Source organism: Duganella qianjiadongensis (genome assembly GCF_009857915.1).
Taxonomy (GTDB): domain Bacteria; phylum Pseudomonadota; class Gammaproteobacteria; order Burkholderiales; family Burkholderiaceae_D; genus Rugamonas; species Rugamonas qianjiadongensis.
Genome location: NZ_WWCM01000014.1, coordinates 38,010 through 63,749 on the forward strand (window position 1 = coordinate 38,010; position 25,740 = coordinate 63,749).

Below are 25,740 nucleotides of genomic sequence, written 5' to 3' on the forward strand. Positions count from 1 at the left end.
CTAACTGATCAGGCGCCCATCTTACTCCACCATCTGCCCTGACGGACCTGCAAGGACAGATGGTGGCCCGCCACGCTTAGAAGTCCAGCGTCAGGGTCATCGAGACGCTGCGCGCCGGCAGCACGGTCAGCATATCGGCAGCCGACGGTGCAGCGCTGGAGCTGGTTTTGGTGCCAGCAGAAGCCACATCGACGATGCTGTGATTGTTGAACAGGTTGTTGACGCCGAACTGCAGCTTGGCCTGTTTGACCAGCGCCAGCGGCGACTTGACGCGGTAGTTCACGAACAGATTGGCCAGCGTGACCGGATCGATGGCGAAGGCTTCATGGTTAGCACCGTTGTCAGCGTAGACCTTGCCCACGCGCTTGACGAACAGACCGCTGCTCCAGCCGTTCTGGGTGTAGTTCAGGCCCAGCGTTTCGGTATTGCCCGGTGCACCAGCCACCCACTTGCCGGTGTCGTACTTGGTGCTGCCGAAGGTGGCGTTGGCGTACACGCTGAAGCCGCCGCCCAGCAGTACCGTGCCTTCTGCTTCCACGCCCTGGCTGACCTCGCTGCCGTTCATGAAGTACACGGGATTGCCGGTGGCCGGATCGATCGACGACGAGTAAGGGCTGTCCAGACGGATGTGATAAACATCGGCCGACAGGTTCCAGCGATCGGTCTGGTACACGGAGCCGATCTGGCTGGTGGTCGATTTGGTGGCGTTCGGCGTGGTGGTGACTTTGGCGTTAGGCGTATCGAACACGCTGGTCGACGGAATCTGGTCGCCGCGTGCCACCTGTGCGTAGGTCGACCAGTTGGACGCCAGCTGGTAGTGCACATCCAGCGAAGGCATGGTATCGGTGTACTTGACGGCGTTGTCGACGTAAGGCAGACCGCCGGTGATGGTGCCGGTGGCCTTGTTGTACACACCACCCAACGGGCCGACTGCGCCGCCATTGTCCTGCAGGTGATGGAAGTCCTGCTTGTACGAAGCGTATTTCACGCCCGGGGTAATGCGCAGCGCCGGCGTTACGCGGAATTCATACTCGATGTAAGGCTGGACCGTGGTGGTCTTGTAGCGCTCGGTGAAGTTGGGCACGGCGACATCGAGCCAGGTGCGCGGGTCGCTAGGAATCTGGTAACGGAAGCTGTTGGCGTAGTCGTACCACACGCCGGTACGCAGCGTGCCGAACGAAGACTCCTGACTGACGCGCAGCAGATTGCCCTTGGTCAGATAGGAATTGAGCTTGTCGATCGCGCTGGTGGTGGTGATGGCCGTAGCGCTGTTGTACTTCTGCTGGTTCCAGTAGCGGTAAACGTAGATCTTGTCTTCCAGCTTCCAGCCGCCGCCCAGATTGGTGCTCACACCGGCATAGTTGAAGGCGGTGGAAATGTCGTAGAAGTTAAAGCCCCAGTAGTTCGGCTTGGTCGCATCGCCGCTCAGCAAAGTGCGGTAATCACCGAGATTGTAGTTGGCACGCGTTACGCCTTTGATGTTCGGCGTATTGTTGGTCAGGTTCAGCCACGAGGAGAACAGCGTCAGCGCGGTATCGTCGCTCAGCTGATAGCGGTATTTGAGCGACGCTGCGTCGCGTTTCTGCTTGTTGTAGGTCTGGTAGCCATCCGACTTCATTTCCTGCAGATTGAACAGCAGGTTGGAGCTGCCGTTCGGGCCGAACTGGCCCGTCTCGTGCTCCAGTCCCACCAGCGAAGTGGCCCACGTGCCGTAGGAACCGGTGGCGCTGGTGCGCTGCTGGTTTTCCAGTTCGCGCGACAGCAGATTGATCGAGCCGCCGTATGTAGCCTGACCGATGGTCGCCGCCGAACCGGGGCTGCGGTCGATCACGGCGCCGCCGGTGAACTGGCTAGGGAAGAACACCCAGGCGTGGTGGCTCACGCCATTGGTATCGTTGAACGGAATGCCGTCGAAGGAGATCACGCTATTGCTGTCGGACAGGCCGCGCATGGTGGTCTTGTTATCGCCCAGACCCACGCCGTTAGGGCTGTAGCTGAACATGCCCGGTGCCATCTGCAGCAGCTGGCTGTAATCGGCCACTGGCGAGGTAAAGTCGCGCACGAACTGGTCGCTCACTTCGGACAGCGCCGAACGCGCCTCCAGATTGCTCTTGGACGGCGCGCTCGATGCCGCACTATTCAGCGTCGAGTGGATTTCCACCACAGCCGTGGCGACCACCTGAGTCGCTTCGCTGCTGTCAGCGACAGATGCATTGTCGGCAGCGCTGGCAAAGGCCGCTTGCAGCAGCCCGGCGATCAGTACCATGGCGTATCGTGGCGGGAGAGCGGGTCCGTGGATGTTCTTAGTCGAGCCGTACATAAAGCATTCCTTTAGCGGGAGAAGAAAAGCCGCTAGATTAGGAAGGCTTTATGTCATCCAAATGACAGACGTTACCTAAAGATAAACGAATGTTGTATTTTTATGTTGCACTGCAAATAAAGAGTTTTGTTAATGCAGCCTTAACTCTCGCTCTGGCACCCTGACCCTACGGGCAGAAATTGCTTGCGCCTCAGACTTCCACCAGCAGTTTGCCCCGATGCTCGCCCGTGAACAGGGCGTTGAGCGCCTGCGGCAATTGCTCGAAGCCGCGCAGCACATGCTGCTCGAAAATGATCTCGCCACGCTGTACCCACGGTCCCACAATCGCCAGCATTTCATCCATACGGTGCAGGTAATCGCGCGCCAGTATGCCCTGTATGGTGGCGCGCTGGTACAGCACATGATGCAGGAAACGCGGCCCCAGCGTAGGCGCATCGAGATTGCCGCTGTACTGGCTGATCTGCCCGCAGATGACGATGCGCGCGCGCCGCTTAATTTCCGCCACCACCGCATCCGTGACCATGCCGCCCACATTGTCGAAGTACACATCGACGCCGCCCGTCAGCTGGCGGATTTGCGCCGCCAGCGTAGCGTGATCGCGGTACTCGCGATAATCGATGGTCCAGTCAGCGCCTAGTTGCTCCCGCAGCCAGCGGCATTTCTCCGCGCCGCCCGCTATGGCCAGCACGCGCGCGCCATGCTTTCTGGCAAACTGCACCACCAGCGAACCCACCGCGCCCGCCGCACCGGACACCACCACCACTTCACCGGCGCGCGGCTTGCCCGCTTCCGTCAGGCCGAACCACGCAGTCCGTCCCGGCATGCCGAGCACGCCGAGCGCCGTGCTGACGGGTGCCAGTTGCGCATCGATCTGGCTCACCGCCGATGCGTGCAGCACCGCGTGCGTCTGCCAGCCGCTGTAGGTGCGCACCCAGTCGCCGGGCTGGAAAGCGGCCGCATTCGATGCCACGACCTGCGCCACCACACCCGCCTGCTGCACCACGCCCACCGGATGGGGTTGCGGATCATAGGTAGGCTTGCCCGACTGGCCGATGCGCATGTAAGGATCGACGCTGATGTAGCGGGCCGCCACCAGCAGCTCGTCGCGCCCCAGCACGGTTTCGAGCGGCTGTTCCTGATAGCGGTAGTGTTCGGGCCCTACCAGCTCCGCAGGCGGCTGCTGGTAGATCCACTGGCGATTCAGAATAGTCATGTGCGCTTGCCTGATGATGAAAAAGTAGGCATATTAGCGACCGCAATACATGAACGTAAAGCAAATGATTTTCACTTTTAATGTCCAAAATGGAAAATGAATCTTTCTGACCTGCGCGTTTTTCTGGCCGTAGCGCGGCACAGTTCCCTGCTCGCTGCCGCAGAACAGCTGCACCTGACCCCGTCCGCCGTCTCCAAAGCGCTGCGCCGGCTGGAGGACAGCCTGTCCAGCCCACTGTTTGACCGCAGCACGCGCCAGCTGGTGCTCAACGCAGCTGGCCAGCTGCTGCGCGAGCGCGGCCAGCATCTGATGGCGCTGGCCGCGCAAACGGAAGCTGATTTGCAGGGCGCCAGCGCCCGCGTCGGGCTGCATGCCGGCGGGCCCGCCATCCTGCTGTGGCGCGACGGCCCCCGCCTCGCCCGGCAGCTACGCGCCAGCTTCGAGGGCACGGTGCACCTGCAAGCCATGTACGAAGAAGAAGCCCTGCGTGCACTGGCGCACGGTGAGCTGAATGTGGCTATCGTAACGGGCAGCGTCATCGACGGCGCCGGCGCCAGCTGGTCGGCCGAGTGGGACAGGCTGGCACTAGGCAGCACCACCCTGCAGCTAGTCGCCAGCACTAGCCACCCCCTGCTGAAACAGCACCGCCCCGATGCCAGCGGGACGGTTCAGCTACCGGTAGCGCAGGTGCTGCAGCATCCATTCGCCTGCCCGACCCGTTCGCTGCTCGGCGGACAGGATCGAGGCCAGCGCTCCGATGGCTGGCGCGATGATGTGCTGCCGCGCCAGATCGCCTATCTGGCCGATGATCTGCAATTGCTGCTGGGCTTTGTGCGGCGTGGCGAAGCGCTGGCCTACCTGCCCGAAGCCGCACTCGATGAAGCGGGGCTGGTGCGGATACGCACGCGCGATTGTCCTTTCAGCTGCACTGAATCGGTCTGGCTGGTGTGGAATCGCAGCACTGCGCCGACATGGCTGGGCCAGTTAATCGTCCAGATGGCGGCAGCGGACGAGGCCGCCCGCTTGACATAGCCCGGCATTCGGCGGAGACTAGTTATTAGTCACATGACCAATAACTAGTTTTCATGGCCCGTCCTTCGCAAAATATCGACCAGACGCTGCTCGCCAGCGGGCGCATGCTGTATCCGCAACACGGCATTGCAGGCCTGTCCGTGCGCCAGATCTGCGAACATGCAGGCGCCAATGCCGGCATGTTCCATTACCACTTCCAGAGCAAGAACAACTACGTGGCCGTGCTGCTGCAAGGTCTGTATGACGAAGTGTACGAACAGCTGGCGGCGCAGGCAGCGCAGCAGGGTTCCGCACTGGAGCGGCTGCGCGCCGCGCTCTGCCTGCTGGGCCGGCTGATACGCCAGCACGGCAGCTGGATAGGCCGGGTCTGGGCCGACGCGGGGCTGGGCGAGCAAGTGGCACGCCAGTTCCTGCAGCTCAACGCACCGCGCCACATGGGCTTGATTATGGCCCTGCTGGAAGAAGCCGCACAGGCCGGCGATCTGGCGCCCTTGCCACCCATGCAGCGTCTGGGTTTTCTGATGGGCTCGGTGCTCACCCCCATGGTGCTGCTGCCCGCGGCCATGCAGTTCCAGCTCTTGCCCAGCCAGCTAGCCGCCAGTGTCGAGCCCGATGTGTTCAGCGACGCGGCAATTGCCGACCGCGTCCATCGCGCCCTCAGTGCTCTGGCGCTACCTGCCAACCACTGCCTCACCCCATGAGATACGCCATGAAATCACTGCACACCACACTGGCCGCACTGCTGCTCGCCGCTCTTGCGAGCGGCTGCTCGCAGCAAGCCTCGCCTTACTGGTCGGGCTACGCCGAGGGCGAGTATGTCTATATCGCGTCGCCACTGGCCGGGCGAGTGGACACGGTGTCGGTACTGGCTGGCCAGAACGTGATTAAGGATGCCCCGCTGTTCAGCATCGACGCCGAAAGCGAGCAGATCGCCCAGCAGGAGGCTGCCGCCCGCCTCCATAGCGCACAGGCACAGGCCAGCAATCTGGATACGGGCAAACGGCACGACGAACTGGCCGTCACGCAGGCCCAGCTGGCGCAGGCCCGCGCCGCCGAAGTATTGGCCAGCAATGATCTGCAGCGCCAGCAGCAACTGGCAGCGCAAGGCTTCGTCTCCAAAGCGCGCGCGGAAGATGCGGCCACCACGCTGGCCCAGAGCCGCGCCCGCGTGGCGGAACTCGCCGCAGCCACGCAGGTGGCCAGACTGCCGGGGCGCCGGGAAGAAAGAACGGCCCAGCGCGCGGCAGCACTGGCCGCCGAGGAAGTGCTGAAACAGAGCCAGTGGCGCACGCGCCAGAAGCAGCAGAGCGCACCGCAGGCGGCGCAGGTGGCCGAGGTCTACTACCGCGTAGGCGAGTACGTGCAGCCCGGGCAGCCGGTGCTGTCGCTGCTGCCGCCAGCTAACATCAAGGCGCGCTTCTATGTGCCCGAGCAAGAAGTAGGCGCTTTGCACGCCGGCCAGCCCGTGACGCTGTCCTGTGATGGCTGCGGCGCGCCGATCGCGGCCCTGATCAGCCGCATCGCCACCCAGCCCGAGTTCACCCCGCCAGTGATCTATTCCAACGGCCAGCGCAGCAAGCTGGTCTTCATGGTGGAAGCCCGGCCACAGCTGAAAGATGCCACCCGCCTCAAGCCGGGGCAACCGCTCGATGTGCGTCTGGCAGCAGCGCCTGCCGTTCAGGGCAACTAGCATGACTACGCCTACGCACTTGCCGCTCGCCATCGATGTGCACGGACTGACCAAGCGCTATGGGGGCCGCACGGTGGTCAACGCTATTTCGCTACAGGTCGAAACGGGACGCATCGTCGGTTTTCTCGGCCCCAACGGTAGCGGCAAAACCACCACCATCCGCATGATCTGCGGCCTGCTCACGCCGGACGCGGGACAAGGCAGCTGCCTCGGTCTGGACATCATGGCCGACGCCATCGCCATCAAACGCGAAGTGGGCTATATGACCCAGAAATTCGGCCTGTATGACGATCTGTCGATCCGCGAAAACCTCGATTTTGTGGCCCGCCTGTTCGAGCTGCCCCAGCGCAGGCAGACCGTCGATGACGCCCTGCAGCGGCTGGGTCTTACGGCGCGGCAGGATCAGCTGGCAGGCTCGCTATCAGGTGGCTGGAAACAGCGTCTGGCACTGGCGGCATGCCTGATCCACCAGCCGCGCCTGCTGCTGCTCGATGAACCCACCGCCGGTGTCGATCCCAAGGCGCGGCGCGATTTCTGGGACCAGATCCATCAGCTGGCCCAGCAGGGCATTACGGTGCTGGTGTCCACCCACTACATGGACGAAGCGGAGCGCTGCGACAGTCTGGTGTATATCGCCTACGGCAAGATACTGGCGCAAGGCACTGCGGCAGCGATCGTTGCCGAGGCGGGTGCACATAATCTGGAAGATGCTTTCGTCAGGCTGGTAGCTCAGGCACAGGATAACTTCGCATGAATCACAGCCGACACACCCGCTTCAGCTGGGCCCGCATGGTTGCCGTGTTCATCAAGGAATTCCAGCAGATGATGCGCGACCGCCTCACTTTCGGCATGGCAGTGGGCGTGCCCATCCTGCAGCTGATCCTTTTCGGCTATGCCATCAACACCGATCCCAAAGGACTGCCGACCGCCATCGTCAGCACCGACAGCGGCGCTATGTCACGCAGCGTGCTGGCCGCCATCCAGAACACCGGCTACTTCCGCATCGAGCGCGTGCTCACCAGCGAGCACGAAGCAGAAACCCTGATAGAAACGGGCGCCGTTCAATTCGTAGTGATCATCCCCAGCGACTTTAGCCGCCGTCTGGTGCGCGGTGAAAAGCCGGCCTTGCTGGTTTCGGCCGATGCCACCGATCCCAGTGCTTCGGGCAATGCCGTGGCTGCGCTCACCGCCCTCGTACCGCAGGCGCTCAGCCATGATCTGACTGGCCCGTTAAGCAGCCTGAACAGCACCGCACCCGCCTTCGAAGTACGCATCCACCGGCGCTACAATCCGGAAGGCCTGTCGCGCTACAACATTGTGCCGGGTCTGGTCGGCACTATCCTGACCATGACCATGGTAATGCTGACTTCGCTTGCCATGACGCGCGAACGCGAGCGGGGCACGATGGAAAATCTGCTGGCCACGCCGGTGCGCCCTAGCGAAGTCATGGTCGGCAAAATACTGCCTTACGTGGTGATGGGCTATGTGCAGCTGGCGGTGATACTGGGCGCGGCGTTTGTGCTGTTCGAAGTGCCGATGCAAGGCAGTCCGGCTTTGCTGCTGGCAATGATAGGCGTGTTCATCGTGGCCAATCTGGGCGTCGGCTTCACCTTCTCGACCATCGCCAAAAATCAGCTGCAGGCCATGCAGATGACCTTCTTTTTCTTCCTGCCCTCGATGCTGCTTTCGGGCTTTATGTTCCCCTTCCGCGGCATGCCGGTGTGGGCCCAGCATGTGGGCGAAATCCTGCCGCTGACGCACTTCCTACGCATCGTGCGCGGCATTCTGCTCAAAGGAAATTCGTTTGAGCAGCTGTGGCCCGAGCTGTGGCCCATGTGCTTGTTCCTTTTGGCGGCAAGCAGCGTTGCCATGCTGCGCTACCGTAAAACGCTGGACTAAGGACAATTCCTCGTCGGACCGGACCACTGGCACTGCAAGGTGATCACCAGCTTCAATCCACCGTCTTCCAGCCACTGGCCTATCGATTCAGTCACTACATTTAAACGCTATATCGAAATTACCTTGCGCACCTAGAATCTCTAAGCTTGCGCCAGCACAAGCTGCTCAGTCTGCGAAATACCCAAAATGCCCTCTGGCCTTACTTTTAACGGCGGAAGGAGTGAGCAGATGATGCGTTCTAGTGTCCCCATCTATGCGTCTAGCGTCTGGGACCGGATGATCGCTCCGCCCAACGCGGCAGCAAGCCCGCTTGTCGTCACGCAGCAGACATTAGACCAGCTCATCCATGACCTCCCTGATCGCGACTCGCCCGCGCCGAGTTGGCTGGGCGTTCCTTGCTTTCTTGCTCGCACTCGGCGCCATGATCCTGCTCAAATGGCAGACCGAAGCGGAGTCCACTCACATTCTGACTGGAGGAGAATTGATGCGAAGCTTCCTAGCCTTGCCCGCGCTCGCCGCGAGCATAACTCTCATCTTGCTGAGCGCCTGTGCCCAGCCGCACTCGCCGGCGCTCGCTCCCGCGACAACCGAGATTTTGCCCTCACCTGCTCAACCATTCATGGCACAGGTGGTCGGGGTGCAATGGCTCAATCCTTTGCAACGACGCGACTATCCAACCGAATGGCAATTGCTATGGACGCTGGGTCTGGTCAAGCCCAACAGGGATGATGACATGGTGAGAACCCAGCCGCAAAGGTTCTCCACGCTGCAGGCAGTAGCACCTATCGCGGCAGGGGGCAATGGGAGTGAAACGTTCGACGGCTATCATGAAAAATATATCACCGAGCTGCTCTATAATTTCCACGATGTTTACTTCTCTAGCTCTCGCTACTTCTATAACGCCCACTCGCTTGAGGACAAGACAACCTGGCGTGAACTGGCGGGCATACATGTCGAATATGCACTGCCGGATGGCAAGCTAGACCCGGTTGAAGCGACAAACTACACGCGCGACAGAATTACTCGGTGTTTCGACATCGGAAATGTTCATTTCCCCAACGCCTGGACCCGCAATACGCCTCCTGACGTCAGGGTAACGATGGGCGGACCGAATGCCGGCTTCACTTCGCTGTCCTCTGCACTCGACTACCTGCAGACCCATCCGAACGAAACGGTCTGGGTTATGAACTGGGATGCCCCTTCCTTCCCGCCTAAGGACGAGCAGATCAACGAAAACATGGTGCTGCTCGTACTGGCCGGCCCCAACTACAAAACCGAACGCGACGCGCTGGCCTGGATCGGCTATCCGTCCAGTGTTGCCAGTGCGGACTTCGCGCATCAAGAAGGCCAGCCGGCACCCATCATGCAGGCGTGGCAAGCGACGCTGAAAGCCGCCACGCACAACGCTGGCAAGCAAAACCTCGACATCGGCTACGTGATCCACGACGCCAACAAGGGGCACGCCGATTCATCGGATCGCATCGCCAATCTGGCCCATCTCCTGGCGCTGGAAGTGCCCGAACTCGACTTCATGCAGCAGACCTTCAATACACCGGCCCTGCTGGGCGAGATGGGCGCTGGCAGCGCACTGACCAACGTCGCGCTGGGCATAGCCTACGCTAACCATTTCGGCCGCAACGTACTGATCGCCGGGACGACCGATCCTGCCCGCCCCACGGCCGTGCTGGTGGCGCCGCCGGCCAAGGTTCGTCCGATCGATCCCAATGAGCCCTGGTTCCGCGCACGCGGCGAGAACAACGCCTATCTGATGTGGTGGGGCATCCGTCACGACGCGCAACCACACTCCCAGGGCTATTCCAAATAGACGCTGGATCACTTCAAGAGGAGAACGACGATGCGCGGCGTTATACGTTTAAATGATCCCACCAGCCACGGTGGAAAGGTAAGCTCGGCGGCACCGAAGAGCAGCGTTATGGGCGTTGCCGTCGCCCGCAAAGGCGATCTTTGCACGTGCCCCTTACCCGGCCACGGTGTCTGCGCGATTGCCGAGGGCGACCCAGAGGTATTGATCGACGGTGTCCCGGTGGCGTTCGAGGGCCACAAAACGCGCTGCGGAGCGGTGCTGATATCGACCATGCCAACCAGTGGTCGTGTATAGATACATCCTGTACATTCAACAGATCGTTACTCTCGGTCTATAATGGTCCGATTGCCACCTCGTACTCCGCTCATGCACCGTCGCATTCCGTCACTGCTGCTGGCCCTGTCCGCTGCCCTGCCCTTGCAGGCCGTGCAGGCTGCGCCCGGCGAGCTGGTGATGCTGGCGCCACTTGAGCAGACCATGCCGGTGGTGCGCTTCCAGAACGGTGTACTGGTGGGCGGCATCGTCAAGGATCTTGGCGATGCGCTGGCGCAGCGGCTGGGCCGGCGCGCCGTCTACCTCAGCGTAGATGTGTATGGCGTTACGCCGGCACTCACCAGCGGCAAGGCCGACGCCATGTGCTATGTCTCGCCCAGCTGGATCGATGGCGACTACGACTGGAGCGTACCGCTGCTGCCCGACGCCGAAATGGTAGTGGCGCAAGCCGATGCGCCCCATCTGAATTCACTCAAAGACCTGCGCGACAAGCCTACCGGCACGGTGGCAGGGTTCCGCTATCCGCGTATCGAGCAGGTGCTGGGCCGCCGCTTTGCCCGCGTCGATGCCCCCAGCATGAACAGCAATCTGCAGAACATGCTGGCAGCAAAGACGCCCTACACCATGGCCAGCGAAAACATCCTCAACTACATGCAGCGCATGCATCCGCAACTCAAGCTGCGCGCCGAGCTGATTTTCTTCTCCTACAAAGCCCAGTGCGCGTTCTCGCGCAAGGCCTCGCTACCCTTCGCCGAGGCCAGCCACGCCATCGATGGCCTGCTGCATGATGGCGTGGTGGACCAGATCATGGCGCGTTACCGCTAACATCGGCACAGGGCGCTGACGCCGCACCTGACGCACATGGCGCCACACCAGGCCCAAATGGCTACCCCCTCGGCCACCCACCCTTAAAAACGCCACTGACAGCCTTAAAACAGGCAGGTGAGGCTAAATTTGCACAGCCTGAAAAAAGAGTTTGTCTTTTGACTTGGATCAAAGTTTTTTGTGCTTCGCATCAATACACTTCTATCCGTTACTTAACGACGACAAAAGAGGAAGTAAAATGAACAAGTCTTTAGCAGCAGCAGTGTTGGCAACCCTGAGCCTGGCAGCATCGACCGCCGCAATGGCACAAGAAACCCCATGGCTGGTGCGCGTTCGCGCAGTGCACATCGACCCAGCTGACAAGTCGGACCCAGTTGGCGGCGCCGGTGCATCGGACCGTCTGACCGTTAGCAGCAAAACCATTCCAGAATTCGACGTATCGTATTTCTTCACGCCGAACCTGGCTGCTGAACTGATCCTGACCTACCCACAGAAACACGACGTGTTCCTGGACGGCGGCAAAATCGGTACCTTCAAGCACCTGCCACCAACCCTGCTGGCTCAGTACCACTTCGTGCTGGATGCTCCTATCAAGCCATACATCGGCGCTGGTGTGAACTACACCACCATGTCGAAAGTGGACCTGCTGGCTGGTAAAGCCGGTCTGGAACACGACAGCTTCGGCTTCGCTCTGCAAGCTGGTGTGGACTACGCCATCGACAAAAAATGGTCGCTGAACGTAGACGTGAAAAAAGTACAGATCCGTAGCGATGTATTCATCGGCGGCGCCAAAGCTAGTGCAGTGAAAGTAGACCCACTGCTGGTTGGCGTAGGCGTAGGCTACCGCTTCTAAGCAAGTCTGCTGGCAATGATCTGTCCTCATGCGGGGGCAGATTGCTGCGATGCACACTGCCAGTCTGATCTGATGCCCGTGCTTGCACGGGCATTGTTGTTTTATAGAGCACGGCTGCAAGATCGCTATAATGTGGCTACATTAAGCGTAACCTGAACGGAAACCCGCCCCATGCGCAAGTTGCTGATTATTCTGACCTCTCTGCTGCTCACCGCCTGCGTCGACGATAGTGCCTCCTACCATGTGGATGGCGAGAACGGCAGCCACGTGCTGACGCTGCATCGCGTGCAGAAGCATTTCTGGAGCAAGGATAGCGACGTCGAGCTGATCATCCAGCGCCTGCCCGACTGCCTGCGCCGCATACCGCTCACCGATATGCCGGCCGATGATGTGGAAGTGGAACTGCTGTCCGGCGGCGACAATGTCTGGACCCTGCGCGCCGGCGAAGAAGCATGGCAGGTAGAATCGCAGACCTGCAGCCAGTATCCTGACGTCAAAGGCGACGGCGGCGAACTGATAGGCGTGTTCCGCGTCGACGAGAAAAAACTGGTGTTCGAAGCCGCCGTGCTGGAAACCGTGCCAGACACTGCAGCGGCACCGGCAGGCAAATAAACGCCCGCTACTCATAGGCGCTAAACGGCACTAGACGACACTGGGCCGCGCACATTTGCACCAGGCCGCCCGTCCCGCTGGCACGGGCCTAACCCTAACTAGAAACCCAGCTGCGGCCAGCGTGCCAGTTTCTGCAACTGGGCATGATTGCGCTGATACTGCGCATCGGCACCCGCCGTGGCCAGGTCGGCCAGCAATGCCTGCCGTGCCTGCGCAATGCGGGCGCCATCGGCACTGGCCTGCTCCATCAGCTGACTCAGATACGTCACCCCCCACTGTATCCGCGTGGCCGCGCCCACTGCCGTTTCATAGGCGTGCTGGTACCAGTCCAGCGCCGCAGCCGTATCGCCGCGCCGTCTGGCGCTGCCCGCGAGACTCAGCATGAAGTAGAACGGCGTGTGCGAATTGGGCAGATGCGATTGCAGCAAATACTCGGCATCGGCACCCAGCCCCGCTTCATTGAGCAGACTCACCGCCGTGTTCACCAGCGTATGCAGCTGATAACCGTCGCTGGCTGCGTCGAGTGCCGCTGCCACCTGCTCGCGCGCCACCTCCTGCAGGCCGGCGCTCGGCGCCAGCAGACGCGCCATGCGCAGTTGCAGACGTGCAGCGGCCAGCTTATCCGGCGCCGCCAGCCAGAAGTCCTGCGCCCACAGGGCTGCACGGTCGCGCAGCGCTGCCGCCACGGTTTCGCGCCGGGCGCACAGCTTGATCAGTTCGATGCCGTAGTTATTCAGGATATCCATATTCGCGCGCGCCACGGCCTCGTCCGCGCACACGGCCAGCAGCAGGTCCGCGCCCTGTTCCGGCGAACTGGCCTGCGCCAGCAAGGCATGCAGACGCAGACGCATAGCCGCCGCAGCGGCCACCTCGGCCACACCGCTGCCGAGCAGCGCCAGCAGGGTGGGCGCCAGCGCCCGCTCGCCCAGCAGCGCGCCTTCGTCCGTGTCCCACGAATAATCGGCCAGCAGATTCCATTCGGCCACACTCAGTGCGCGGCCGGCTGACAGCGCCGCCTGCATCGCCTGCGCGGCGCTGGAACCGGCCGCATGGGCCGCCAGTGCCTGTGCCAGCGCGGCAGCAAAACGCTCACCATCGAGCTCGCAGGGCAGGCGGGTAATTTCGCTGCCATCGGGCGCAAACAGCACCAGCGTGGGATAGCTGCGCAAACGCAGTTGTGCCGCCAGCGCCTGGGCACCGTGGCTATCGCCATCGAGCTGGTAGCACAGCATCTGGCGGCTTAGCGTCTGCACTGCGCTATGCGCAAAAATCTCCGACTTCACCCGGTTGCACGGCGGGCACCATTGCGCGCCCCAGTACAGAAACAGCGGCTGCTGCTGCGCTGCCGCCTGAGCCAGCGCTGCCGCCAGCGTGCCTTGCCACCATGTGATTGCTGTCATCGATCTGCCTTTGCTGCCTTGAGTCTGATCCGGAGTCGGGAACGTCGCCTAGTCTTCGCGGGCCAATGCGAGGAATTCCGTGCGCATGGCCAGATTCGGCTGCAACTCGCCCAACATGGCCGAGGTCACGGTTTCTTCGCCCGGCGTGCGGATGCCGCGGCTTTCCATGCACAGGTGACGGCAGCGCACCACCACACCCACGGCTTTCGGTTCCAGCACTTCCATCAGCGCATTGGCGATCTGCATGGTCATGCGTTCCTGCACCTGCAGTCGTTTGGCGAAGCAGTCCACCAGACGGGTCAGCTTGGACAGGCCGACGATCTTGCCGTTCGGTACGTAGCCCACCGTAGCCTTGCCGAAGAACGGCGCCAGATGGTGTTCGCAATGGCTGTACACGGGGATGTTACGCACCACGATCAGTTCGTTGTACTGTTCGGCGCCATCTTCGAACGCTTTCAGCAGTTCCACCGGATCCTGGCCGTAGCCGGAAGTCCAGTGCTGCCACGCTTTGCTCACCCGGGCCGGAGTTTCCAGCAGGCCCGGACGGTCGGGATTCTCACCGAAGCTGGCGATCAGACGACGCCAGTCGTCTTCGTTGAATGTGTTTTGCGACATCTTTGTACTACCCTTACTTAACGATTGGCCGACAGTATACCGGTTTCACGCCGGCTGCACCGGCTAGGGCTGCGGCCGGTACGCCTGCAGCAGTTCGGCGGCAATCGAGCTGGTGGTGGGCAGTTCGGGCCACGCGTCGTCCGGCCCGAACCAGCGCGCATCGGTAATTTCGGTGGCGTCGATGCGGATCTCGCCGCTCAGATACTCGGCCGTATAGGCGATCATCAGCGAATGGGGAAAAGGCCAGGACTGGCTGCCGAAATAGCGCAGATTGTGTACCCGCAAGCCCACCTCCTCGAACACTTCGCGGTGCACGGCTTCTTCGATCGACTCGCCCGCTTCGAGAAAACCGGCCAGCGCCGTGTAGCGCGGCGCGCCGGGACGCGCATGCTGGGCCAGCAGCACGGCATCGCCCTTGCGTACCAGCACCATCATGGCAGGCGATATACGGGGGTAGGCCCGCATATCGCAGGCCGGGCAGCCATAGCAGCGCTCGCCCTCCATCTGCTGCATGGGCGTCGCACACACGCCGCAGAACTGGTGGGTGCGGGCCCATTCGGCCAGTTGCACAGCGCGGGCAGCCAGCGCCGCCAGTCCCTCGTCGATCACGCCGAACAAGCCACGCAAGCCGACAAACGCATAGCCCGGTGGCGCCGCTTCGGGCGCATCCACCCAGCCCATCTGGTAATAACGGCCCTGCCACAGACCCAGCGCATGCACGCGTTGCGGCGGAAGTTTCAGTTTTTCAACAACTTCCGCCTCTGGCAAGGCACGATCGTTGTTGCGCAATAGCAACTGACCTCGACAAACTAGCAAGGTTGCCGGATCGGCATGCTTTTCTGGCCGGATCAGGGGCTGAAATGTGTCTGGCGTCTGCAGCATCAGAGGGACCTCGGAAATTAGGCAAAAACAGGATCTTACAGTCTTTCCTTCCTGCCCACTTTTCGCCCCTGCTTTTGCGCCAGATTACGCCGCTAAGTGCTTGTTTTCAGACCAAGATTTGAACGGTTTTTCCCATCTTACTCGGGTAATGAACAGGCACGGCGGTACTATATATTGGCGCAAGGAGAATCTAAACATGCCATCACTCGTACCCGGTCTGACCACCGATCAAATCGCCAACCTGCCCACCGCCCAGATCGCCGCCCTCACCGTGGCCGATATGGCGCTGTTCAACACCTTGCAGATGACTGCATGGCGCACGGAGCAGCTCGGCTATCTCGGCACCGCCCAGGTACGGGCTTTATCGACTAAAAATCTGCAGGCCCTGAGCACGGACCAGCTGGCCTACGGCCTGAGCACGCGCCAGATTGCCGCCCTGAGCAGCACCCAGCTGCAGTTCCTGACCACCAACCAGCTGGTCAACGGCCTGACCACCGCGCAATTCTCCTCGCTCGGTTCGGCCCAGCTGGCAGCGCTGGCCAATACCCAGCTGGTTCTGCTCGGCACCGATGACTTTGCCGCTCTGCAGACACGTCAGCTGGCCGGTTTCAGCACCAGCCAGCTGCGCGCCCTGTCCAGCAACCAGATCGCCGCCCTCGGCAGCGACCAGAGCGCAGCCCTGCAAACCCGCCAGATTGCCGCACTGAGCAGCAGCCAGCTGGCCGCACTCGACACCGAAGACGTGGCCGCGCTGGGCACCGCCCAGCTGGGCGCCATCAGCGCCAGCGTGCTGACGGCACTCTCCACCGCCCAACTCGGCATGCTGGGCACGGCGCAGAGCAGCAGCCTGACCACGGCCCAGATCGCCGCCCTCGCAACAGAACAGCTGGCCGCCTTCGGCACCAGCGGCTTTGCCACCCTGCGCACCGCCCAGATCGCCGCCCTCAGCACGCGCCAGTTCAGCAATCTCAGCACCGACCAGATCGTGGCTTTGACCACGGCCCAGGCCGCCGCTCTCACCACGTTGCAGCTGAGCCTGATGTCCAGCAGCCAGCTGGCCGCACTGGAAACCCAGGATTTCGCCGCGCTCAAGAGCCAGCAGCTGAACGCGCTCGGCAGCGCTGCCACGGCCACCCTCTCCACGGATCAGGTAGCCGCGCTTACCACTGCCCAGATCGTTGCCATGCGCAGCGCCCAGTTGCGCGCGCTGAACACCGACCAGATTATTGCGCTCACCACCTTGCAGATGAGCGTGCTGCTGAGCGCCCAGCTGGCCTCGCTCGGCACCGAGCAGATGGCAGCACTGGAAACGCGCGACCTGTACGCCCTGAAAACCAGCCAGATCAGCGCTTTCGGCAGCGCCCAGCTGAACGCCTTAGCTACCAGCCAGATCGGCAGCCTGAGCACGGCGCAGGCCGCCGCACTGGCCACCGCCCAGCTGGCCGGACTGAACACCAGCCTGCTCGCCGCCCTGACCACTCAGGATGTGGCCGCCCTGCGTACCGTGCAAGTCGCCGCCCTCACCAGTCAGGGCCTGGCCGCACTGGGCACGGACCAGATCAGCGCCCTCAATTCGCAGCAGTTCGCAGCCCTGCGCACGGCCCAGCTGGTCGCACTCGGCACGGATCAGGTGGGCGTACTGTCCACTACGCAAGTCAACGGCATGGGCACCCTGCAGGTGGCCAACCTGTCCACCCTGCAATTAAGCACCCTGAGCAGCAACAACATCGCCGCCCTGCGCACGCTGCAGATCGCTGCGCTGGGCAGCCAGCACATAGCCGCCATGGGCACCGACCAGATCGCCGCCCTGAAAACCGCCCAGGCGTATGCGCTCAGCTCGCTGCAACTGTCGGCTCTGTCCAGCGACCAGATCAACACCCTGAGCAGCCAGGCGCTGGCCGCCCTGCGCACCCAGCAGCTGATCGGCCTGAGCGCCGGCAATCTGCTCAACCTCGCTTCCGACCAGCTGCGCGCGCTGGGCACGGCACAGGTCGCCGCACTGTCCACCGGCCAGCTGCGCGCCCTGTCTAGCGACCAGATCAGCCTGCTCGGCACCGCCCAGGCGGTAGCGCTGAGCACCACGCAAGTGGCCAGCCTGAGCAGCACGCAGGTAGCCGCCCTGTCCACGCTCGACCTGTCGCTGCTGAAAACCGTGCAGCTGCTGGCCCTGGGCACCCAGCAATGGAGCGCAATCGGTACCGACCAGATCGCCGCCCTCGGCACGGCGCAGGCAGCATCCCTGAGCACGGCACAGATGGCCGTCTTCAGCACCGACCAGACCGTTGCTCTTAGCACCGCCAATCTGGCCGCCCTGCGCTCGCAGCAGGCCGCTGCGCTCAGCACCAGCGCCATCGTGGCCCTGCAGACCAGCCAGTTTGCCGCCCTCAACAGCGTACAACTGGGTAATTTCACCACGGCCCAGGCCGCCGCATTCACCACCGACCAGATCGTTGCACTGACCACGGCACAGGCCGGCATGATCAGCACGCGCGATCTGGCCATCCTGTCTACCGACCAGATCAACGCACTGGAAACGCGCGATTTCGCCGCCCTCAAAACCGCCCAGATCAGCGCACTGAACACGCAGCAGGTGGCCGCCCTGTCCACCGACCTGATCATTGCTCTGACGACGGCGCAGGCCAGCGCCCTCACTTCCAGCCAGCTCAACGCCCTCACCAGTGACCAGCTCAATGCCATGGAAACCCAGGATCTGGTGGCATTACAGACCAGCCAGGTGCTGGGTCTGGGCACCAAGGCCGTGGCCACACTGACGCTGGGCCAGATTGCCGCGCTGAAAACCAACCAGATCATCCAGCTCAATTCCAACCAGATACAGGTGCTGAGCTCGTCACAGCTGGGCGCTTTCAACACCCAGCAGATTTCCGTGCTGACCAGCAACCAGATGGCTGCCCTGCTCACCGAACAGGTCGCCGTGCTGGGCACCGGCAACTGGGCGGCGCTGAAAACCAGCCAGCTCAACATCCTCAGTTCCAGCCAGATCGGTGCCGTCACCACGGCCCAGATCGCTGCCCTGACGACGGCACAGGCCAGCGGCCTGGGCACCGCCCAGCTGGGCTGGCTGTCGACCGATCAGGTCCAGGCGCTGGGCACCAATGATCTGCAGGCACTGAAAACCCAGCAACTGGTCGTGCTGGGCTCGGACGCCGTGGCCGCCCTCGGCACGGCCCAGCTGCAGATCCTCAAAACAGCCCAGCTTGCGGCACTGGGCACGCGCCAGATCGTGGCGCTGGGCAGCGCCCAGATCGTCGCCCTGAGCACGGCACAGGCCAGCAACCTGACTACCCAGCAGCTGGCTGTGCTGCTGAGTGACCAGCTGGCGGCACTGGAAACGGAAGACCTCGCTGCCCTGAAAACCCAGCAACTGATCGCCTTCGGCACTGAACAGATCAGCCTGCTGAGCAGCGCCCAGATCATCGCCCTCAGCACGGCGCAAGCGGCCAGCCTGAGCACGCGCCAGCTGCTGGCACTGGGTACCCAGCAGATTGCCGTGATGGCGACGCGCGATCTGGCCGCGCTCAAAACCGCCCAGATTGCCAAGCTCGCCAGCGACCAGCTCAACGCTCTGAGCAGCCAGCAGCTGCAGGCCCTGACCACGGCCCAGAGCAGCGCACTCGATACCACCCAGGTGCAGAATCTGGCCACCGCCCAGCTGGCCTATCTGACCAGCGCACAGGTCAGCAGCCTGACCAGCGCACAGGTCGCCACCCTCAGCAGCGAACAGCTGCAGGCACTGGGCACGCGCATGCTGATCGTACTCAAGCCGGCCCAGTTAGTCGCCATCAGAACGGCCCAGATTGCCGCCCTGAATAGCGAGCAGATCATCGCCCTCAGCACGCTGCAGGTCAGCAGTCTGGCCAGCCAGCAGGTAGCGGCGCTAGGCAGCGACCAGCTCAACGCCATGGAAACCCAGGATCTGGCCGCCCTCAAAACGGCCCAGCTGGCTATGATCGCCAGCGAGAACATTGCCAGCCTGAGCACCGCCCAGACCGCCGCACTGACCAGCAGCCAGGTGGCCGGTCTGAGCACGCTGCAGTTCAGTGCGCTGGGCACGGCCCAGCTGCAAACCTTCTCCAGCGCCGACATCGCGGCCCTGCGCACGGTCCTGATCGCCACGCTGGCCAGCGACCAGATCGCTGCGCTCGGCACCGACCAGCTGCGTGCCATCAGCATCACCCAGCTGGCAGCACTGGGCAGCGCCCAGTTCCAGTTCCTCACCAGCCAGCAGATCGTGGCCCTGAGCACCCTGCAGGCCACCAACCTGACCACGGCGCAGATCCGCGCCATGGGCTCGAACCAGATCGCCGCGCTGGAAACCGTCGATCTGGCCAGCTTCAAAACCCAGCAGCTGGCCGCGTTCAGCACTGATCAGTTCGTGCTGCTCAATAGCGACCAGATTGCCGGCCTCAGCGTCACGCAGGTTGCCGGCCTGAGCAGCCAGCACCTGCAGGCGCTGACCACGCGTCAGCTGGGCGCCATGGAAACCCAGGATCTGGCGGCCCTGCGCACGGCCCAGCTGCAATACCTGAACACCGACCAGCTCAACGCACTGGGCACCGACCTGCTGCGCGCCATGACGCCCGCCCAGCTCGCTTCGCTCAGCACGACCCAGCTGCAAGGCCTGCTGACGGACCAGATCACTACCCTGACCACCAACCAGATCGGCGCGCTGGTGACGGCGCAGATCGCCAGCCTGTCGTCCAGCCATCTGGCCGCGCTCAATTCCGATGAAATCGGCGCCCTGAAAATCACCCAGGTGACGGCGCTGCGCAGCGCCCAGGTGGCCCTGCTCAGCACCGATCAGGTCGCTGCACTCAACAGCGCCCAGGTATCGGCCATGAACACGGCCCAACTGGCTGCGTTCTCGTCCGACCAGATCGCGGCACTGGCCACCGCCGACTTCGCCCTGCTCAGCGCTGCCCAGCTGACGGCGCTCGGCATGCTCAGCCACCTGACCACGGACCAGCTGCGCGCCCTGACGCCAGCCCAGATTGGCGGCCTGAGCAGCGATCAGATCATCGCCCTCAGCACTGACCAGATCATCGCGCTCACCACCCGCCAGATGGGTGGTCTGGGCACGCTGGCCATCAGCGTGCTGACCAGCAACCAGCTGCGCGCACTGGAAACGGAAGATCTGGCTGCGCTCAAAACGGCCCAGTTCAACGCGCTCGGCACGGCCCAGATCCAGCAACTGAGCACCGACCAGATTCCCTATCTGAGCACGCTGCAGATTGGCGGCCTGAGCAGCGCGCAGCTAGGCGCGCTCACCAGCGACCAGATCCGCGTTCTCAGCAGCGACGAGATTGCCGCCCTCAAGGCCGGCCAGATTCCGCTGCTGGGCAGCGACCAGATTGCCGCCCTCAGCGACGACCAGATCCAGAGCCTGAGCACGGCCCAGCTCAACGCCTTCGGCACGGCGCAGATGCTGGCACTGGGCAGCGACCAGATCATTGCCCTGACCACGCGCCAGTTCCAGCAACTGCGCACAGCCCAGATTGCAGCACTCAGCAGCTTGCAGGTGAGTGTGCTGGAAACCGACGATCTGGCCGCCCTCAAAACCGCCCAGATCGCCGCCATCGGCACCCAGCAGTTGCAGGCGCTCGATGCCGACCGCATCGCCGCACTGGGCACGGCGCAGGTACAGGCGCTGGGCAGCGACCAGCTGCTGGCCTTCAGCACCAGCCAGATCCAGTCCTTCAGCAGCAATGACCTGAATGCCCTGCGTACGGCCCAGTTCAGCGTACTGAGCAGCAACCAGCTCAACAGCCTGCTGCTGGACCAGTGGCAGAGTCTGGGCAGCGCCCAGCTCGGTGCACTGAGCACCAGCCAGTTCCGCGCCCTGAATAGCGACCAGATCATTGCCCTCAGCACCCGTCAGGCCAGCCAGCTGGGCACCCAGCAAGTGGCCGTGCTCAGCAGCGACCAGCTGGCCGTGCTGGAAACGGAAGACCTGGCCGCCCTGCAAAGCCAGCAGGTAGCGGCGCTGGGCACGGCCCAGCTGCAAAGCCTGAGCACCGATCAGGTCGCTTCGCTCGCGACGCTGCAAATGGCGGCCCTGTCCAGCAACCAGCTGCGCGCTTTCAGCACCGACCAGTGGCAGGCCTTCGGCACGGCCGATCTGCAAGCCCTCAACACGCTGCAGATCCAGGCCTTGCGCAGCGACCAGCTCAACGCGCTGACGCTGGACCAGTGGCAGAACCTCACCACCGACCAGATCGATGCGCTTACTTCGGCGCAGGCTGCCGCGCTGGCCACCAGCCAGATAGCCGCGCTGACCACGCTGCAGATGGATAATCTGTCCACCCGCCAGCTCAATGCCCTGAGCAGCAGCCAGATCGTCGCCATCGGCACCGATGCCTTCGCCACGCTCAACAGCAGCCAGATTGCCGCCCTCAATGCCAGCCAGTTCGGCGCCATCAGCACCGACCAGATGGTGGCCTTCAGCACCCTGCAGATCACGGGACTGGGCACGGCACAGGTGGCGGCACTCAGCAGCGACCAGCTCGATGCTTTGGAAACCATCGATTTCGCCACCCTGAAATCGCAGCAGATCGCCGCCATCACCACGGCCAATATCGCCGCGCTCAGCACCACGCTGGTACAGGTGATGGGCACGGCGCAGATACCGGGCCTGTCCAGCGATCAGGTGGGCGCTTTCGGCACCGCCCAGATCGCCGCGCTGGGCACGGCACAGGTGGGCGCCCTGAGCACGCTGCAGATCAGCGCGCTGGGCACGGCCCAGCTGGCGGCCCTCAGCACCATGGATTTCGTCGCACTGCGCAGCAACCAGCTGGCAGCGCTCAGCTCGCTGCAGTTTGCCGCCCTCACCAGCGACCAGCTCAATGCCCTGTCCACCAGCGCCATCAGCGGCCTGACCACGCAGATGCTGGGCGCGCTGACCAGCCGTCAGGTCGCCATGCTGGGCACGGGACAGATCGCCGCCCTGACTTCGGCCCAGCTGCCGGCGCTGAGCACCAGCCAGCTGCTTGCACTGAATACCGACCAGTTCGCCGTACTGGCCACCGCCAGCATCAGCCGACTGCAGTCAGCCCAGTTCAGCGCTCTGGACAGCGACCAGATCGTCGCCCTGAGCACGGCCCAGATGCGCGCACTCAACAGCATGCAGCTGGCCGCTCTGGAAAGCGATCAGGTCGCCGCACTGGAAACGATCGACCTGTCGGTACTGACCACGGCCCAGCTGGCCACGCTGGGCAGCGACCAGCTGCAAGCGCTGCAGACTGACCAGTTCGCCTCGCTCTCGACCCAGCAGGTCAGCACGCTGAGCACCAGCCAGATCGCCAGCGGCCTGAATACCGCCCAGATCGCCGCCCTCACCACGGCCCAGGCCGCCACGCTGGCCACGCGCCAGATTGCCGCGCTCGATACCGACCAGATCACCGCACTGGAAACGGCCGATGTGGCCGTGCTGAGCTCGCGTCAGGCGCAAGCCCTGAACAGCGACCAGCTCGGTGCACTGGCCAGCGACCAGCTCAATGCCCTCTCCACGGCCGCACTGGCCGCCCTCGGCACCAGCCAGATCAGCCTGGGCCTGAATACCGACCAGCTGGCCACACTGGACACCAGCCATATCAGCGCACTGGGCACAGCCCAGATCGCCTACGGCCTGAGCAGCGACGCCATCGCCGCTCTCACGGTCGGCCAGTTTGCTGCCCTGCGCACAGCCCAGACCAGCGTGCTGAACAGCGCACAGATACTGGCTCTCACCAGCGACCAGATCCGTACCCTCAGCACCCAGCAGACGGCCGCCCTCAGCACCGCCCAGCTGGTTGCCTTCGCCAGCGACCAGCTGGCCGTGCTGTCCACCGCCGATCTGGTGGTGCTGAGCACGCGCCAGATCGCTGCGATTACCTCGGCCCAGTTCGGCGCACTGGCCAGCGACCAGCTCAATGCTCTGTCCACCAGCCAGTTTGCCGCCTTTGCCACCCGCGTGCTGGCCGACAGCCTGCAATCGGAACAGATGGCCGCGCTCGACACCGACCATATCAGCGCCCTCAGCACAGCCCAGCTGGCACTGGGCGTGAGCGTGGCCAACCTGCAGAGTCTGAGCAGCGACCAGATACGGGCGCTGCGCACGGCCCAGCTGGCCGCCCTCTCCACCGATCAGGTCAGCAACCTCGGTACGCGCCAGATCAGCGCCCTCAGCAGCGATCAGGTCAGCGGCTTCAGCACCAGCCAGATGCCGGTGCTGAGCGCCGAACAGCTGGCCGCTTTCAGCACCGCACAGGTGATGGCGCTCGACACCCAGGACGTGGCGGCACTGAGCGTGGGCCAGTTCACCGGCCTGAGCACGGCGCAGACCCTGGCCCTCACCACCAGCCAGATCCGCGGCCTGAAAACCAGCCAGATTGCCGCGCTCGACCTGCCCCAGCTGGCCGCGCTGAGCACCGACCAGCTGGGCGCCATCAGCGCCAGCCAGTCGGTGGCACTGAGCGTGACGGCCATCGTCGCCTTCTCCACCGCCCAGCTCAACGCCCTCAGCACGGCGGCCTTTGCCGCGCTGGGCACGCTGCAGATCGCCAACCTCGACACGCCGCAGCTGACCAATCTGAACACCGATCAGGTGCAGGCCCTGACCAGCGCCCAGCTGGGCGCCATCACCAGCGACCAGCTGCTGTATCTGGGCACCGGCCAGATACAGGCCCTGCGCACCACCCAGATCGGCTATCTGAGCACCACCCAGCTGGCCAATCTGTCCAACACGCAGGTGCAGGCGCTCACCACGGCGCAGATCGCCAGCCTGAAACTGAGTCAGGTGCCGTCCTTCACCATCGACCAGTTCGCCGTGCTGGGCACCGACCAGCTGCAGGCGCTGGGCACCCAGCAGATACAGGCTGTGACCACCACCCAGCTGGCCGTACTGGGCAGCGAACAGGCGGCCGCCCTGACGGTGAGCCAGCTGGCCGCCTTCAAGAACGCCCAGATCGCTGCGCTGACCCAGGACCAGTTCAACGGTTTCGATGCCAGCCAGCTCAATGCCTGGAGCACCACCCAGTTCGGTGCCCTCAGCACGCTGCAGATCAGCTATCTGAGCACCACCCAGATCAGCGGCCTCAGCACTACCCTGATCGCCGGTCTGAAAAACACCCAGCTGGCCGCCTTCAGCACGGGCCAGATCGCTGCCCTGTCGGGTCCGCAAGTGGCCGCCCTGAAAGCGACTCAGGTAACGGTACTCAGCACCGACCAGATAGGCGCTTTCACGCTGAGCCAGATTCCGCTGCTGACCAACGCCAGTCTGGCGGCCCTGAGCCTGACGCAAGCCAACGCCTTCAGCGTCAGCCAGACCAGCGCCATGACGGTAGCCCAGACCATGTCACTCAACGCTGCATCGAGCAACTACGCCACCCCGCTGCTGCTCGATCTGGACGGCAATGGTGTGCAGACCGTGGGCCTGAACGCCGGCGTGCAGTTCGACCTGCGCGCGCAGGGACAGGCGCAGTCCACCGGCTGGGTCGATCGCCACGACGGCCTGCTGGCACTGGACCGCAACGGCGACGGCCTGATCAACGACGGTAGCGAACTGTTCGGCAGTGCCAGCCTGCTGGCCGATGGCAGCCGCGCCGCCGATGGTTACGCCGCGCTGGCCCGCTACGACAGCAATGGCGATGGCCAGATCGACGCCAAGGACCAGATCTACGGCGCACTGCGCGTCTGGGTCGATGCCAACGGTGACGGCGTCAGCCAGAGCGACGAGCTGCACAGCCTGCAGCAACTGGGCATTGCCGCCATCAGCACGCAGGCCCAGGCCGTACGCAGCGAACAGAACGGCAATGTGATCGGCCTCAGTTCCAGCTACACCAGCACGGACGGCAGCAGCCACGCCAGTGCCGACGTGTGGTTCCGCACGGCCAGCCCGCTGGCCCAGCAGGTAGGCGCGCTGGGCGCAGCCATGAGCGAGTATGTCCAGCAGGCCGGCAGCATTGCGCCTGCCCCGTCTGCCGGCCAGCTCGCTAGCACCCAGCCGGTCCAGACCGCCGCTGGCGCACTGGCCAGCGCGCTGCAGGACTACCAGCGCAGCCAAAGCCTGTCGGCCAGCACCGCCCAGCCGGGCAGCCAGCACGAGGATGTGCTGCATAGCAACAACAGTAACTGGTTCAGCGTGCCCCAGCGCTAGTCCGGACTGGCTGCCGCCCCGCGCACAAGGGTGGCAGCCAGTACTGCAGCGGCCTGCAGGCCGCTGCTCATCTAACGAGCAGAGCTGTTTTTCCACGCTTGCTCGGAGGCCAAAAGTTGCCCATCACCATGCAACAAGGCGGTATCATAGA

General features: G+C 63.3%; 15 protein-coding genes and 1 pseudogene. 11 read left to right on the forward strand and 5 right to left on the reverse strand.

Annotated elements, in window-relative coordinates; translation table 11 throughout:
• Positions 1 to 76 precede the first annotated feature (76 nt).
• Positions 77 to 2,320 (reverse strand): TonB-dependent receptor, encoded by a 2,244-nt coding sequence (locus GTP27_RS17890; RefSeq protein ID WP_229634150.1) that lies wholly within the window; start codon positions 2,318 to 2,320, stop codon positions 77 to 79.
• A gap of 190 nt (positions 2,321 to 2,510) precedes the next feature.
• The gene (locus tag GTP27_RS17895; protein ID WP_161040521.1) at positions 2,511 to 3,533 is read right to left on the reverse strand and encodes an NADP-dependent oxidoreductase; all 1,023 of its coding nucleotides are present in this window, start codon (positions 3,531 to 3,533) and stop codon (positions 2,511 to 2,513) included.
• A 96-nt stretch (positions 3,534 to 3,629) separates the two neighbouring features.
• On the opposite strand from GTP27_RS17895, the gene GTP27_RS17900 reads away from it, so the two are divergent.
• From GTP27_RS17900 to GTP27_RS17945, 10 genes and pseudogenes are all read left to right on the forward strand, one after another.
• Complete coding sequence (locus tag GTP27_RS17900; protein ID WP_161040522.1) at positions 3,630 to 4,565, forward strand: LysR family transcriptional regulator; 936 nt, start codon at positions 3,630 to 3,632, stop codon at positions 4,563 to 4,565.
• Positions 4,566 to 4,618: 53 nt separating this feature from the next.
• On the forward strand, positions 4,619 to 5,266 hold the full coding sequence (locus GTP27_RS17905; RefSeq protein WP_161040523.1) for a TetR/AcrR family transcriptional regulator: 648 nt from the start codon (positions 4,619 to 4,621) through the stop codon (positions 5,264 to 5,266).
• Between the two features lie 8 nt (positions 5,267 to 5,274).
• Positions 5,275 to 6,255: an HlyD family secretion protein gene (locus GTP27_RS17910; protein ID WP_229634152.1), complete on the forward strand. Its 981-nt coding sequence runs from the start codon at positions 5,275 to 5,277 to the stop codon at positions 6,253 to 6,255.
• Position 6,256: 1 nt separating this feature from the next.
• Positions 6,257 to 6,937, forward strand: a pseudogene (gene ccmA / locus GTP27_RS17915) (heme ABC exporter ATP-binding protein CcmA); the annotation flags it as partial.
• 68 nt (positions 6,938 to 7,005) lie between these two features.
• Positions 7,006 to 8,154, forward strand: a complete 1,149-nt coding sequence (locus GTP27_RS17920; protein ID WP_161040526.1) for an ABC transporter permease — start codon at positions 7,006 to 7,008, stop codon at positions 8,152 to 8,154.
• Between the two features lie 346 nt (positions 8,155 to 8,500).
• Entirely contained in the window at positions 8,501 to 9,979 is a 1,479-nt protein-coding gene (locus tag GTP27_RS17925) for a virulence factor (protein ID WP_202416907.1), read from the forward strand.
• A gap of 30 nt (positions 9,980 to 10,009) precedes the next feature.
• On the forward strand, positions 10,010 to 10,273 hold the full coding sequence (locus GTP27_RS17930; protein ID WP_161040527.1) for a PAAR domain-containing protein: 264 nt from the start codon (positions 10,010 to 10,012) through the stop codon (positions 10,271 to 10,273).
• Positions 10,274 to 10,345: 72 nt separating this feature from the next.
• Complete coding sequence (locus GTP27_RS17935) at positions 10,346 to 11,077, forward strand: substrate-binding periplasmic protein (protein ID WP_161040528.1); 732 nt, start codon at positions 10,346 to 10,348, stop codon at positions 11,075 to 11,077.
• A gap of 238 nt (positions 11,078 to 11,315) precedes the next feature.
• Positions 11,316 to 11,930: an OmpW/AlkL family protein gene (locus tag GTP27_RS17940; protein ID WP_161040529.1), complete on the forward strand. Its 615-nt coding sequence runs from the start codon at positions 11,316 to 11,318 to the stop codon at positions 11,928 to 11,930.
• 171 nt (positions 11,931 to 12,101) lie between these two features.
• Entirely contained in the window at positions 12,102 to 12,542 is a 441-nt protein-coding gene (locus GTP27_RS17945; protein ID WP_161040530.1) for a hypothetical protein, read from the forward strand.
• 98 nt (positions 12,543 to 12,640) lie between these two features.
• Here the strand turns inward: GTP27_RS17945 and GTP27_RS17950 are convergent, their stop codons facing one another.
• The 3 genes from GTP27_RS17950 to nudC all read right to left on the reverse strand — a co-directional run bounded on the left by GTP27_RS17950 (position 12,641) and on the right by nudC (position 15,439).
• Positions 12,641 to 13,942: a thioredoxin fold domain-containing protein gene (locus tag GTP27_RS17950; protein WP_161040531.1), complete on the reverse strand. Its 1,302-nt coding sequence runs from the start codon at positions 13,940 to 13,942 to the stop codon at positions 12,641 to 12,643.
• Positions 13,943 to 13,990: 48 nt separating this feature from the next.
• On the reverse strand, positions 13,991 to 14,557 hold the full coding sequence (gene folE, locus GTP27_RS17955; RefSeq protein WP_161040532.1) for a GTP cyclohydrolase I FolE: 567 nt from the start codon (positions 14,555 to 14,557) through the stop codon (positions 13,991 to 13,993).
• 63 nt (positions 14,558 to 14,620) lie between these two features.
• Positions 14,621 to 15,439 (reverse strand): NAD(+) diphosphatase, encoded by an 819-nt coding sequence (gene nudC / locus GTP27_RS17960; protein WP_161040533.1) that lies wholly within the window; start codon positions 15,437 to 15,439, stop codon positions 14,621 to 14,623.
• Positions 15,440 to 15,635: 196 nt separating this feature from the next.
• Here nudC and GTP27_RS17965 point away from each other — a divergent pair, with 196 nt between their 5' ends.
• On the forward strand, positions 15,636 to 25,589 hold the full coding sequence (locus GTP27_RS17965) for an SPM autocatalytic domain-containing protein (RefSeq protein WP_161040534.1): 9,954 nt from the start codon (positions 15,636 to 15,638) through the stop codon (positions 25,587 to 25,589).
• Positions 25,590 to 25,740 lie beyond the last annotated feature (151 nt).

What these genes read in the sequence shown, in the direction of transcription:
- GTP27_RS17890 (WP_229634150.1), bottom strand. Translation starts at nt 2,320, where the DNA reads ATGTACGGCTCGACTAAGAACATCCACGGACCCGCTCTCCCGCCACGA.
- GTP27_RS17895 (WP_161040521.1), bottom strand. Translation starts at nt 3,533, where the DNA reads ATGACTATTCTGAATCGCCAGTGGATCTACCAGCAGCCGCCTGCGGAG.
- GTP27_RS17900 (WP_161040522.1), top strand. Translation starts at nt 3,630, where the DNA reads ATGAATCTTTCTGACCTGCGCGTTTTTCTGGCCGTAGCGCGGCACAGT.
- GTP27_RS17905 (WP_161040523.1), top strand. Translation starts at nt 4,619, where the DNA reads ATGGCCCGTCCTTCGCAAAATATCGACCAGACGCTGCTCGCCAGCGGG.
- GTP27_RS17910 (WP_229634152.1), top strand. Translation starts at nt 5,275, where the DNA reads ATGAAATCACTGCACACCACACTGGCCGCACTGCTGCTCGCCGCTCTT.
- GTP27_RS17920 (WP_161040526.1), top strand. Translation starts at nt 7,006, where the DNA reads ATGAATCACAGCCGACACACCCGCTTCAGCTGGGCCCGCATGGTTGCC.
- GTP27_RS17925 (WP_202416907.1), top strand. Translation starts at nt 8,501, where the DNA reads ATGACCTCCCTGATCGCGACTCGCCCGCGCCGAGTTGGCTGGGCGTTC.
- GTP27_RS17930 (WP_161040527.1), top strand. Translation starts at nt 10,010, where the DNA reads ATGCGCGGCGTTATACGTTTAAATGATCCCACCAGCCACGGTGGAAAG.
- GTP27_RS17935 (WP_161040528.1), top strand. Translation starts at nt 10,346, where the DNA reads ATGCACCGTCGCATTCCGTCACTGCTGCTGGCCCTGTCCGCTGCCCTG.
- GTP27_RS17940 (WP_161040529.1), top strand. Translation starts at nt 11,316, where the DNA reads ATGAACAAGTCTTTAGCAGCAGCAGTGTTGGCAACCCTGAGCCTGGCA.
- GTP27_RS17945 (WP_161040530.1), top strand. Translation starts at nt 12,102, where the DNA reads ATGCGCAAGTTGCTGATTATTCTGACCTCTCTGCTGCTCACCGCCTGC.
- GTP27_RS17950 (WP_161040531.1), bottom strand. Translation starts at nt 13,942, where the DNA reads ATGACAGCAATCACATGGTGGCAAGGCACGCTGGCGGCAGCGCTGGCT.
- folE (WP_161040532.1), bottom strand. Translation starts at nt 14,557, where the DNA reads ATGTCGCAAAACACATTCAACGAAGACGACTGGCGTCGTCTGATCGCC.
- nudC (WP_161040533.1), bottom strand. Translation starts at nt 15,439, where the DNA reads ATGCTGCAGACGCCAGACACATTTCAGCCCCTGATCCGGCCAGAAAAG.
- GTP27_RS17965 (WP_161040534.1), top strand. Translation starts at nt 15,636, where the DNA reads ATGCCATCACTCGTACCCGGTCTGACCACCGATCAAATCGCCAACCTG.